Genomic DNA, 12,818 nt, shown 5'->3' on the forward strand with positions numbered 1-12,818 from the left:
AACACGCCCTGAGTCGCTGCGCGCCTTCACCCCGCTCTCGCTGCGCGGGAGGAGGGCGCACCCGGTGGCCTGGCAAAGCCAGTTCCACGGGGGCACTCGCCCCGTCCGCGCCAGTTTCAGAGGCTGGCGCGCGGCGGAAGGGCCGCCGGTGCGGATGGTCCTTTGACCGCAGTGTGGCTCAGGGTTTGTCCTTGGGTTTCACTGAGGGTTCTACCCAAGCCCCGGGCTGCAGGGGCTGCGTATATTTGTTGGGACCTGTCCGGTTTGACCCGTTCCGATGCCCAACGCCACTTCCCGTGCTTGCCGGGGTGCTCCCAGAGCGGAGTGTCCATGAAGCCTCCCGCCCACCCCGCGCCGCCGCACGACGCGCCGGGCTGGTTTGTGCCTGGGACCCTGGTGCTTCGGCTCATGCTGGCGGCGGTGCTGGCGGTGGCCCTGTCGGGCACGGTGTCGGCATGGCTCGTCACGCGGGCGTCCGGGCAGGAGGCCGTGCGGCGCGTGGTGAGCCAGCAGACCGACGAGGTCGAGGTCGTGGCCCGCCTGCTGGCCAGCAAGATCGAACAAAGCCAGAAGGTGCTGCGCACCGTGGCCGCCGGCATCACGCCGGGCATGCTGGAATCCCCGTCCACCCTCGAATGGCTGCTGCAGCAGGGCCTGCCGGCGGTGCAGTTCTTCGATGCCATGCAGGTGGCCCGCGACAACGGCGAACTGCGGCTGAACCTGCGGGCGGGGCGCCTGGAAAAGGCGGCCGACCTGGACCCGGCCGAGCGCGACGCCCTGCGCCGCACGCTCATCGATGGCAAGCCGCTGGTGTCGGAGCTCATCGCGGGCCGCACCGGCGATGCGCGTGTGATGTTCACCATGCCGCTGCACCGCGAGGATGGCGCCGTGCTGGGCGTGGTGGCGGGTGCGCTGCGGCTGCAGTCCCAGGGGCTGCTGCCGCCGTCCATGGCGCTGCCCGCGCGCGATGACTCGCGGCTCATCGTCTTCACGCGCGACGGCACCATCCTGTCGCACTCGGACCCCGCCCGCATCCTGGGCAAGGTGCGCGACGAGGCGGGCCTCGCCCCCGTGTACGCCCGCTGGCTCGACCAGTCCCAGCCGGTGGTGGGGCGGGGCACGACCCACCTGGAGGCCCAGCACATCGTCAGCATGGCGGGCATGCCGCTGCCGCAGTGGATCGTGGCGCGCGTCAGCCCCTCGCAGGCGCTGCTGGCGCCGCTGGAGGGCGCGCAGCGCGAGGCCTGGTGGCTGGCCGCCGCCAGCATGGCGCTGTGCATGCTGCTCGTGGCCGTGCTCATGGCCTGGATGGCCCAGCCCCTGGCGCAGCTCACGCACAGCGCGCGCCAGATGCTGCGCCGGGGCGCGCGGGCCGGGGCCGTGCAGGACATTGCCTGGCCGCGCGCGGACGGCGAGGTGGGCGAACTCGTGCGCGTGTTCCAGGGCATGGTGCAGCAGGGCAGCCTGCAGCAGCAGCACAAGGCCACGCTGGACGGGCAATTCCAGGCCGTTCTGGACAGCGCATCCGTGGGCATCGTCATCTCGCGCCACGGCATCCTGGAGGTGGTGGGCCGCCAGGCCTGCGTGATGCTGGGCTACGCAGAAGGGGAGCTGCAGGGCCGACCCGCCCGCACCCTGTACGCCAATGATTCCGACTATGTGCGCATTGGCGAACGGGTGCAGGCCGAGTTTGCCGCGCACGGTGTCTTCGACGGCGATGTCTGCTTCATGCGCAAGGACGGCTCGCCCGTGTGGGCCCGTGTGCAGGGCCGCGGCGTGCGGCCCGACGAGATGGGTGGCGGCACGGTCTGGATCCTGGAGGACATCACCGCCGCGCGCGAGGCGCAGATGCAGCATGCCTGGGAGCGCACGCACGACGCGCTCACCCAGCTCTACAACCGCAGCGCGTTCGACGAGCGCCTGGGCCTGCTGCTGGCCGAGCGCTCGGCGCGGCCGCGCGCGCCGGAGGGGGACGGCGGCGACACCGCCGGGGACGGCGTGGTGCTGTTCCTGGACCTGGACCACTTCACCGTGGTGAATGACATCGCCGGCCACGATGCGGGCGACGATGTGCTGCGCCATGTGGCCCGCCTGCTCGAATCCCAGGTGCGCCAGGTCGGCTGGGCCGCGCGGCTGGGCGGCGACGAGTTCGCGGTGGTGCTGCCCGGCTGCGCGCTGGCGCGCGGCCAGGCCGTGGCCGAGCAGCTGCGTGCCTCCGTGCAGGACTGGGAGCCTTCGTACCAGGGGCGCAGCTTCACGCTGGGGGTGAGCATCGGCCTCGTGGTGCTCGATGCCAGCCTGCAGGACGTGCCCTCGGTGCTGTATGCGGCGGACATGGCCTGCTACGACGCCAAGCGGGCGGGGCGCAACCGGGTGGAGACACGGCACGCGAACCAGGCGACCGCATCGGGGAGGATGGCGCTGGGGCCTGCATGAAAGGCCCCCTGAGCCGCCTGGCGTCTTCCCCCCGGGGACGCCGCCAGCGGCCTGGCAAAGCCCGTTCCGCGGCGTCTGCCGGCCTGGGCCGCTCAGTGCCCGGGGGCTCACTCAGTCCGTCAGGCGTCCCAACGCCCGCAGCACATTCTCCGCGGTCGCCGGTGCCGTCAGCACCACGGGCCCCGTGGCTTCATCCCCGCGCCCCGCCGCCACCGCATTGCGCAGCGCCTCGTACACGCTGATCGCCAGCATGAACGGCGGCTCGCCCACCGCCTTGCTGCCGCCCACGTTGTCCTCGCGGTTCGCCTCGGGCCACAGGTTCACGCGGAAGTGCGCGGGGATGTCCCCCGTCGCCGGGATCTTGTAGGTGCTCGGTGCGTGCGTGGCCAGGGTGCCCTTGTCGTTCCACACCAGCTGCTCGGTGGTGAGCCAGCCCATGCCCTGCACGAAGCCGCCCTCGATCTGGCCGATGTCGATGGCCGGGTTGATGCTGTGGCCCACGTCGTGCAGGATGTCCACCTTGAGCACGCGGCTTTCGCCGGTGAGCGTGTCGATGACCACCTCGGAGCACGCGGCCCCGTAGGCAAAGTAGTAGAACGGCCGGCCCGTGAGCGTGGCCTTGTCGTAGTGGATCTTGGGCGTGCGGTAGAAGCCGTCGCTCCACAGCTGGATGCGGTTGGCGTACGCCTCCTTCACCACGTCGTCGAACAGGCGTACCTTCTTGGGCGAGATCACCTGCCCGCCCTCGAAGCGGATGGCGCCGGCGCCGCAGCTGTCGAGCCCGCACACGAAGGAGGCGAGGTTGTCGCGCACGTTGCGCGCCGCGAACTGCGCCGCGCGGCCGTTCAGGTCGGTGCCGCTGGACGCTGCCGTGGCGCTGGCGTTGGGCACCTTGCTGGTGTCGCTGGCGGTGACGAGCACCCGGGACAGCGGCACGCCCAGTTCGTCCGCCACGATCTGCGCCACCTTGGTGTGCAGGCCCTGGCCCATCTCGGTGCCGCCGTGGTTCACCTGCACGCTGCCGTCGGTGTACACATGCACCAGCGCGCCGGCCTGGTTGAACAGCGTGGCCGTGAAGCTGATGCCGAACTTGACCGGCGTGATCGCCAGGCCCCGCTTGAGCACGGGGCTGGTGGCGTTCCAGGCCGCGATGGCGTGCTGCCGCTCGCGGTAGCCGGCGTCGCGCTCCAGCTGCGGCATCAGTTCGTGCAGGATGTTGTCCTCCACGGTCATCTGGTAGTGGGTGACGTTGCGACCCTCCCCGGCGTCCTTGCCGTACAGGTTGGCCAGGCGCACGTCCTGGGCATCCCGGCCCAGGGCGCGCGCGATGTCGCCCAGGATGGCCTCGATCACGATCACGCCCTGCGGCCCGCCAAAGCCGCGGAACGCGGTGTGGCTCTGGGTGTTGGTCTTGCAGCGGTAGGAGGCGATCTCCACGTCGCTCAGGAAATAGGCGTTGTCGCTGTGGAACACGGCGCGGTCCGCCACCGGCCCCGACAGGTCGGCGCTGAAACCGCAGTTGGCCGCCATGTGCAGCGCGAGGCCGGTGATGCGGCCCGCGCCGTCAAAGCCCACGTCGTACTGGTACGCGAACGGGTGGCGCTTGCCGGTGACCATGAAGTCTTCATCGCGGTCGAGCCGCAGCTTGACGGGGCGCCCGAACTTGCTGGCCGCCACCGCCGCCCACACGGCCAGGTGGCCTGCCTGGGTCTCCTTGCCGCCGAAGCCGCCGCCCATGCGCCGGCACTCCACGCGCACCGCGTGGTTGTCCAGCCCCAGGGCGTGGGCCACCCAGTGCTGCACTTCGCCCGGGTGCTGGGTGCTGGAATAGATCCACCACTGCCTTTGCTCCAGCGGCAGCGCGTAGGCAATCTGGCCTTCGAGGTAGAAGTGTTCCTGCCCGCCCACCTCGAAGGCGCCCTGCAGCCGGTGCGCCGACCGCGCGAGGCCGGCCTGCGCATCGCCCCGGCGCACGAACACGGGCGGCAGCACATAGCTTTCGGCCCGCAGCGCTTCCTTCACGGTGAGGATGGCGGGCAGCGGCGTGATGTCCAGCTTCACGGCGCGCACGGCGCGGCGCGCCTGCATCACCGAGTCGGCCACCACCAGGCCGATCACCTGGCCGACGTGCTGCACGGTGTCGATGGCGAACACGGGCTCGTCGTGCGCGAAGGCGGCCAGCAACTTGTCGCCGGGCACGTCGGACGACAGCACCACGCCGCGCACGCCGGGCAGGGCCAGGGCGGCGCTGGCATCCACGCTGTTCAAGGTGCCGTGCGCCACGGTGGAGAGGATGGGCGCCGCATAGAGCGTGCCCTTCACCTCGGGCAGGTCGTCGATGTAGTGGGCCGCGCCCGCCACCTGGGCGCGCGCGCTTTCGTGGATGTGCGACTGGCCCATGGCGCGGGTGCTGGCGGGCGTGCTGGCCTGCGGCGGGGCCAGGGGTTCGGCGGCGTGGGCGTCGGCGCTGGCGACCACGGGGTCGTCCACGGCATCGCGGCTCACGGGCAGGCCGCCGGGCAAGGTTTCGCGCTGGTTCATACGGCTTCCTCCAGGCGGAAGTTCTCCACGCTCACGGCCTCTTCGCCCTGGCTCTCCAGCCAGAAGCGCTGCAGCAGGCTGGCCAGCACCGTGCGGCGGTAGGCACCGCTGGCGCGCATGTCCGAGATGGGATTGAACTCGCCCTGCAGCGCTTGCGCGGCGCGGGCGATGGTGTCGGCGTTCCACGGCTGGCCGGCCAGCGCCGCCTCGGTCTGGCGCGCGCGGGCCGGGGTGGCGGCCACGCCGCCCGCGCCGATGCTGGCGCGGCGCACCACGTCGGCTTCGATGTCCAGGTTGATGACCAGGCACACGGCGGAAATGTCATCGTCAAACCGCTTGGAAATCTTGTAGGCCCTGAGCACTTCCGTGACCCCCGGCCTGGGCACCACGATGCGCACCAGCAGCTCGTCGGGCGCCATCACGTTCTGCCGGTAGCCGGTGTACAGGTCTTCCAGCGCCAGGGTGCGTTCTCCCCGCACGCTGGCCAGTACCACCTGGGCGCGCAGCGCGATCAGGAGCGGCATGGAGTCGCCAATGGGCGAGCCGTTGGCCACGTTGCCCCCCAGCGTGCCCGAATTGCGCACGGGCAGGCCCGCGAAGCGCGTGGCAAAGGTGTGCAGCTGCGGCCACTGCGCGGTCAGTGCGGCAAACGCGTCGGTCAGGGTGACGGCGGCCCCGAGCGTGATGTGGTGCGCGTCCTGCTGAACCTGCCGCAGTTCGGCCACGCGGGTCACGTCCAGGATGCTTTCGTATTGCTTGTGCTGCTTGGTCACCCACAGGCCCACGTCGGTGCAGCCTGCCACCACCTGCGCCGCGGGGTGTGCCGCCCGCGCGGCCAGCAGATCAGGCAGTGTGGTGGGTGAAATATAAGAAGAATTGGCCTCTGGCGCTGGATGGGTAAGCGCGAGTAGCTCCAGCTTTTGTAGCAAAAGAGGTTCATTTACCACCATTGCGGGCAGGGCGGCCATGTGCTGCGCGGCGTCCAGGATGGGGCGGTAGCCCGTGCAGCGGCACAGGTTGCCGGAGAGTTCTTCCTGCGCCAGTTCGCGGGTGATGGGTTGGCCGTGGTGGACGTGGTCGAGCGCCGACGGGCCGCCCCTAGGCGCGAGGGCCCCGGGCGCGCGGGAATCCGGGGGCCCTTCCCCGGATGGGGGCCGCGAACCACACGCAGTGGGGAGCGTGGGGGCGATGTGTTTCTGGTACATCCCAAAGAGACTCATCACAAAACCGGGGGTGCAAAACCCGCATTGAGAACTGTGGCACTGAACCATCGCCTCTTGTGCGGGATGCAGTGTGATGGGTGGACGAGGAGCCGGGGCGGCATCGCCCACGGGCTGGATCAACGGGTCTTCCGCCAGGTCCTCCACCGTCCACAGCGCCATGCCGTGGACCGAATGCGCCAGCCGGATGCAGCTGTTCACCGCGCTGTAGTGCACCTTGCCGTCCCGTGCCTCGCCCAGCACCACGGTGCAGGCGCCGCAGTCGCCTTCGCCGCAGCCCTCCTTGGTGCCGGTGTTGCCCAGGTCTTCGCGCAGCACCTCCAGCAGCGTGCGATCGGGTGGTACATTGCCCAGCGCCACGGGCTGGCCGCGGCGCAGGAATTGCAAGGGTTGGGTGGTCATGACGGATGCCGCTTCTTCGATTGCTGTCAATTCATGAGGACCTGCGCACATCGGGATGCGACGTCCGCATTGCCTTGGAGCGATGCGGTTTGCCTGAGCCCTGTTTTGCGCAAGTCGTGTTCATCAGAGGGTAGGGCGCCCAATGGCCGCCAGCATAAGTACAAGCTTATGACATCAATGCACGCACTGCTATGAGAGACCACGCCCTTTTCGACAAGATAGACCTCCATCTCATAAGGGTCTTGCACACCGTGCTCACAGAACGCAGCGTATCGAGGGCCGCCGTCCGCCTGGGCATGCACCAGCCGGCGGTGTCGGCCGCGCTCAAGCGCCTGCGCGACCTGGCGGGCGACCCGCTGCTGGTGCGCTCGGGCGCCAGCATGATGCCCACCGATGCCGCGCTGCGCATGGTGGAGCCCGCGGGCGCCATCCTGCGCTCGGCCGAGGCGCTGTTCTCGGATGCGCGCGGCTTCGATCCGCGCACCGCCACCCGCACCTTCCGCGTGGCCGCCAGCGACTACCTGGACCCGCTCTTCCTGCCCCAGCTGGTGTCCCGCATCAAGGTGGAGGCCCCGCTGTGTCCCATCGAGATCCTGCCCCTCTCGGCCGACGCGCACTACCATGCGCACCTGGCGCAGGGCGAGGTGGACGTGGTGATCGGCAACTGGCCGCAGCCGCCGGACGACCTGCACATGGGCCGCCTGTTCGGCGACGAGGTCGTCTGCCTGGTGGGCAAGGACCACCCCGCCGTGCGGCGCGGCTGGGACGTGGAAAGCTGGCTGGCGGCCGAACACATCGCGCCCACGCCCACCCACCCCGGCGCGCGCGGCGTGATCGACGCCCACCTGGACAACCTGGGCATGCAGCGCCACATCACGGCGCGCTGCGCGCATTTCAGCCTCATCCCCAGCATCGTGGCCTCGAGTCTGCTGGTGCTGACCACGGGCCGCCAGTATTGCGAGCGTTATGTGGAGCAGCTGCCGCTGGCCATCCTGCCGTGCCCGGTGCCTTTTCCGCGCCTCATGTACTACCAGCTGTGGCATGCGCGCACGCACCACTCCGCCGCTGCCGCGTGGTTGCGCGAATGTGTGAAAACCGTGGCCTCTTCGCTACGAAAAGAATAGCTGCTTGGGCATGCTGAACAAGCGCAAGAAGGTGTTTCCATTCTTATAACAAGTTGTAAAACTGAGAGACAATCCACCGCATGAGTTCACCTCCTACTCCTCCCGCCCCGGGCGCGCCGCCGCCGCCCCGGCTGCAGCTCATGGGCATCACCAAGCGCTATCCGGCCGTGGTGGCCAACAGCGGCGTGTCGCTCACGGTGCTGCCCGGCGAGATCCATGCGGTGCTGGGCGAAAACGGCGCGGGCAAGTCCACGCTGATGAAGATCATCTACGGATCGGTCAAGCCCGACGAAGGCAGCGTGTTCTTCAACGGCCAGGCCGTGCAGGTGCGCAACCCGCAGGAGGCGCGGGCGCTGGGCATCGCCATGGTGTTCCAGCACTTCAGCCTGTTCGACACCCTCACGGTGGCCGAGAACGTGTGGCTGGGCCTGGACAAGAGCCTGCAGCTGGCCGAGGTGACGCAGCGCATCACCGCCAAGGCGGCCGAATATGGCCTGGACATCGACCCGCTGCGCCCCGTGCACACGCTGAGCGTGGGCGAGATGCAGCGCGTGGAAATCATCCGCGCGCTGCTCACCAACCCCAAGGTGCTGATCCTGGACGAGCCCACTTCGGTGCTCACGCCCCAGGCGGTCGAAAAGCTTTTTGTGGTGCTGCGCAAGCTGGCCAGCGAGGGCTGCAGCATCCTCTACATCAGCCACAAGCTGCACGAGATCCGCGCGCTGTGCACTGCCTGCACCGTGCTGCGCGGCGGCAAGGTCACGGGCGTGTGCAATCCGGCGGAAGAATCGAACGCGTCCCTGTCGCGCCTCATGATCGGCGCCGAGCCGCCCGCGCTGGAACACCGCGCGCTGCAGACCGGCGCCACGGTGCTGCGTGTGCAGGGCCTGTCGCTGCCGCGTGCCGACCAGTTCGGGGTGGATTTGATCGACCTGCAGTTCGAGGTGAAGGCGGGCGAGGTGGTGGGCATTGCCGGTGTGTCGGGCAACGGGCAAAAGGAACTGCTCTACGCGCTGTCGGGCGAAGACCAGCGGGCTGACGCGGCCTGCATCCAGGTCTCCGGCCAGAACGCGGGCCGCATGGGCCCCGGCCAGCGCCGCGCGCTGGGCCTGCACTTCGTGCCCGAAGAGCGTTTGGGCCGGGGCGCCGTGCCCACCATGGGGCTGGCGCACAACCTGCTGCTCACCCGCACCAATTCGGTCGGCGGCAGTGGCTGGATCAAGGTGGGCGCGCTGCAAAAACATGCCGAGGACATCATCCGGCGCTTCAATGTGAAGGCGGGTGGACCCCACGCAGCGGCCAAGTCGCTGTCGGGTGGCAACCTGCAGAAGTTCATCGTGGGGCGCGAGATCGATGCCAACCCCAAGCTGCTCATCGTCTCGCAGCCCACCTGGGGCGTGGATGTGGGCGCCGCCGCACAGATCCGGGGCTCCATCCTGGCGCTGCGCGATGCGGGCTGCGCCGTGCTGGTGGTGAGCGAGGAGCTGGACGAATTGTTTGAAATCTGCGACCGGCTGCACGTGGTGGCCAAGGGGCACCTGTCGCCTTCGGTGCCGCGTGCCGAGGCCACGGTGGGCCTCATCGGCGAATGGATGAGCGGCCTGTGGCATGCCGACGTGCAGGCGCACCTGGCGCAGCAGCACCAGCAGCAGGCGCGGGCCGGGGAGGTGCAGCATGCTTAAGCTGGAACCGCGTCCCCAGGCGTCGAAGCTCTGGACCTATGGCTCGCCGCTGCTGGCGCTGGCCATCACGGTGCTGATCGGCGTCGCGCTGTTCGTGGCGCTGGGCAAGGACCCCGTGCGCGGGCTGCAGGTTTTCTTCTGGGAACCCGTCAAATCGCAGTACGCCATCGGCGAACTCATGGTCAAGGCCACGCCGCTGCTGCTCATCGCGCTGGGGCTGGCCGTGTGTTTCCGCTCCAACGTGTGGAACATCGGCGCCGAAGGGCAGTTCGTCATCGGCGCCGTGGTGGCGGGCGGCGTGGCGCTGCTGGCCGACAAGACCACCGGCCCCTGGATCGTGCCCGCCATCCTGCTCGCCGGGGTGCTGGGTGGCATGGCCTGGGCGGGGCTCACGGCGCTGCTGCGTGACAAGTTCAACGCCAATGAAATCCTGGTCAGCCTGATGCTGGTCTATGTGGCCACGCTGGTGCTGGGCTACCTGGTCTACGGCCCGTGGAAGGACCCCATGGGCTACAACTTTCCGCAGACCAAGACCTTCGAGAAAGTGACGCAGATCCCGCGCCTGATGCAGGGTTCGCGGGTGTCCATCGGCCTCTTGCTGGCGCTGGCCGGGGCGGCGGCGCTGTGGGTGTTCCTGTTCCGCACGCGGGCCGGTTTCGCGCAGCAGGTCGGCGGACTGGCCCCGGCGGCGGCGCGGTACGCCGGGTTCTCCTCGCGCAAGGCGCTGTGGACGGCGCTGCTGATCTCGGGCGGCGCGGCAGGCCTGGCGGGAGCGCTGGAAGTGGCGGGGCCGATTGGCCAGCTCACGCCCTACGTGCCGGCGGGCTACGGCTTCGCGGCCATCATCGTCGCCTTCGTGGGGCGCCTGCACCCCGTGGGCATGATCCTCTCGGCCATCCTCATGAGCATGTTCTATATCGGTGGCGAGCTGGCGCAGTCGCGCATGGGGCTGCCCAAGTCGCTCACGGGCGTGTTCCAGGGCCTGCTGCTGTTCACGCTGCTGGCGTGCGACACGTTGATTGCCTACCGCGTGCGCTGGGTCGGCACCAGGAAAGGAGGTGTCTGATGGAGTCCTATGCACTGCTCATCGGCGCCACGCTCAGCGCGGGCACCGTTCTGGCCATTGCGGCCCTGGGCCTGCTCATCAACGAAAAGGCCGGCATCGTCAATCTTGGGGCGGAAGGCATGATGCTGTGCGCCGCCATCGCGGGCTTCGCCACCGTGGTGCACACGGGCAACACCTGGCTCGGGTTTGCGGCGGGCATGGCCGCCGGCGCCGTGCTGGCCGCCATCTTCGGCGTGCTGGTGATCTGGCTCAACACCAACCAGTACGCCACCGGGCTGGCGCTCAGCCTGTTCGGCGTGGGGTTCTCGGCGTTCGCCGGCATCAGCTACGTGCAGGCCAAGCTGCCCGAGCTGCCCAAGTACGCGGTTCCGGTGCTGGGCGACGTGCCGCTGCTCGGGCCCGCGCTGTTCCAGCAGCATCCGCTGGTGTACCTCACCATGCTGCTGGTCGCGGGGCTGATCTGGTTCCTGTACCGCTCGCGCGCCGGGCTCGTGCTGCGCTCGGTCGGCGAGTCGCCCGAGTCGGCCCACGCGCTGGGCTATCCGGTGCGGCGCATTCGCCTCGCGGCGGTGGTGGCGGGCGGGGCGCTGTGCGGGCTGGCGGGCGCCTACATCTCGACGGTGTACACGCCCCTGTGGGTGGAGGGCATGGTCGCCGGCCGGGGCTGGATCGCCCTGGCCCTCACCACGTTCGCGACCTGGCGCCCGGCACGGGTGTTGCTTGGTGCCTATTTGTTCGGCGGCGTGACCATGTTGCAGTTCCACCTGCAGGCCACGGGGGTGCAGGTGGCCAGCCAGTTGCTGAGCATGCTGCCGTATGTGGCCACCATCGTCGTGCTGGCGCTGATTTCGCGCAATCCGGCGTGGATCCGCATCAACATGCCGGCGTCGCTGGGCAAGCCGTTCTATCCGGGCTCCTGAAATGGGCGGGCCGGTGCGTCAAAAACTGGTTACCCCACGGTAGATCGCCCCATAATTGCTGCTTTCGTCCCCAACCTTTGCAAGTCTCACTCTTCATTCAACAAGGAAACCGACATGACTGATCTGCAGAAACGCTCCATGCTCAAGGTGGCAGCGCTCTCCGCCGTTGCCGCCGCCGCGCTCGTGGGCTGTGGCAAGAAGGAAGAACCGGCACCGGCCCCCGCGCCCGCACCGGCCCCTGCGGCAGAAGCGCCGGCACCCAAGCCCGAGCCTCTGAAGATCGCGTTCGCCTATGTCGGCCCGGTGGGTGACGGCGGCTGGTCGTTCGCGCACGACAACGGCCGCAAGGCCATCGAGAAGGAATTCGGCGACAAGGTGGTCACGAGCTTCGTGGAAAGCGTGCCCGAGTCGGCCGACGCCGAACGCGTGCTGCGCGACCTGGCCGGCCAGGGCAACAAGCTGATCTTTGGCACCACCTTCGGCTACATGGAGTCGATGCTCAAGGTGGCCGAGGACAACAAGGGCATCAAGTTCGAGCATGCCACCGGCTACAAGACGGCCGAGAACATGCGCACCTACGACAGCCGCACCTACGAAGGCGCGTACATGGCGGGCGTGATCGCCGGCGCCATGACCAAGACCAACACGCTGGGCGTGGTGGGCTCGGTGCCGATTCCTGAAGTGATCCGCAACATCAACAGCTTCACGCTGGGTGCGCAGTCGGTCAACCCCAAGATCAAGACCAAGGTGGTCTGGGTGAATGAATGGTTCAGCCCGCCCAAGGAAACCGAAGCCGCCACATCGCTCATCAACGGCGGCGCCGACGTGCTGTTCCAGAACACCGATTCGCCCGCCGTGCTGAAGACGGCGCAAGAAAAGGGCAAGCGCGCCTTCGGCTGGGATTCCGACATGACCGCCTATGGCCCCAAGGCCCACCTGGCATCGGCCGTGATCAACTGGGGCCCGTACTACATCAAGGCCACCAAGGACGCGCTGGAAGGCCAGTGGGCCACGGGCCAGAGCTGGTGGGGCGTGAAGGAAGGCGCGATCGACATCGTCTCCATCGCCGAAGACGTGCCTGCCGACACCAAGGCCAAGGTCGAAGCCGTGAAGAAGGGCCTGGCCGATGGTTCGTTCCAGATCTGGAAGGGTCCGATCGTGGGCCAGGACGGCAAGGAAGTGCTCGCCAAGGATGCGGTGGCCGACGACAAGTTCCTCGGCGGTGTCAACTTCTACGTCAAGGGCGTGGAAGGCAAGATCCCCGGCGGCGACAAGAAGTAAGAAGCCGCACGGGCTTCCCGGCGCTGGCGCCGGGAGCGCTCCCCTGAAAAAGGCCGCCCCCGGGCGGCCTTTTTGCTGGGCGTACCCCACGCCCCCGCGCGGCCGGCACGCCGTGCTGCCGGCGCTGGGCGTGCGGCGTGCGGCAG

General features: G+C 68.9%; 8 protein-coding genes. 6 read left to right on the forward strand and 2 right to left on the reverse strand.

What is annotated here, in order from left to right; genetic code table 11:
- The first annotated feature begins 330 nt into the window (after positions 1-330).
- Positions 331-2,436: a diguanylate cyclase domain-containing protein gene (locus tag KW843_RS03135; RefSeq protein WP_218293618.1), complete on the forward strand. Its 2,106-nt coding sequence runs from the start codon at positions 331-333 to the stop codon at positions 2,434-2,436.
- A gap of 111 nt (positions 2,437-2,547) precedes the next feature.
- On the opposite strand, the gene xdhB is transcribed toward KW843_RS03135, so the two are convergent.
- Both xdhB and xdhA read right to left on the reverse strand, forming a co-directional pair.
- Positions 2,548-4,977 (reverse strand): xanthine dehydrogenase molybdopterin binding subunit, encoded by a 2,430-nt coding sequence (gene xdhB / locus KW843_RS03140; protein ID WP_218293619.1) that lies wholly within the window; start codon positions 4,975-4,977, stop codon positions 2,548-2,550.
- Positions 4,974-6,599 (reverse strand): xanthine dehydrogenase small subunit, encoded by a 1,626-nt coding sequence (gene xdhA, locus KW843_RS03145; RefSeq protein WP_218293620.1) that lies wholly within the window; start codon positions 6,597-6,599, stop codon positions 4,974-4,976. Before xdhA ends, xdhB begins: the two co-directional genes overlap by 4 nt.
- A gap of 191 nt (positions 6,600-6,790) precedes the next feature.
- On the opposite strand from xdhA, the gene KW843_RS03150 reads away from it, so the two are divergent.
- From KW843_RS03150 to KW843_RS03170, 5 genes are all read left to right on the forward strand, one after another.
- On the forward strand, positions 6,791-7,723 hold the full coding sequence (locus KW843_RS03150) for a LysR family transcriptional regulator (protein ID WP_218293621.1): 933 nt from the start codon (positions 6,791-6,793) through the stop codon (positions 7,721-7,723).
- An 80-nt stretch (positions 7,724-7,803) separates the two neighbouring features.
- Positions 7,804-9,405: an ABC transporter ATP-binding protein gene (locus KW843_RS03155; protein ID WP_218293622.1), complete on the forward strand. Its 1,602-nt coding sequence runs from the start codon at positions 7,804-7,806 to the stop codon at positions 9,403-9,405.
- The gene (locus KW843_RS03160) at positions 9,398-10,471 is read left to right on the forward strand and encodes an ABC transporter permease (RefSeq protein ID WP_218293623.1); all 1,074 of its coding nucleotides are present in this window, start codon (positions 9,398-9,400) and stop codon (positions 10,469-10,471) included. The genes KW843_RS03155 and KW843_RS03160 overlap by 8 nt, the downstream gene beginning before the upstream one ends.
- Positions 10,471-11,391: an ABC transporter permease gene (locus tag KW843_RS03165; RefSeq protein ID WP_218293624.1), complete on the forward strand. Its 921-nt coding sequence runs from the start codon at positions 10,471-10,473 to the stop codon at positions 11,389-11,391. The genes KW843_RS03160 and KW843_RS03165 overlap by 1 nt, the downstream gene beginning before the upstream one ends.
- A 114-nt stretch (positions 11,392-11,505) precedes the next feature.
- On the forward strand, positions 11,506-12,672 hold the full coding sequence (locus KW843_RS03170) for a BMP family ABC transporter substrate-binding protein (RefSeq protein ID WP_218293625.1): 1,167 nt from the start codon (positions 11,506-11,508) through the stop codon (positions 12,670-12,672).
- Positions 12,673-12,818: the final 146 nt, after the last annotated feature.

This window comes from Acidovorax sp. sif1233, from assembly GCF_019218755.1.
Taxonomy (GTDB): domain Bacteria; phylum Pseudomonadota; class Gammaproteobacteria; order Burkholderiales; family Burkholderiaceae_C; genus Acidovorax.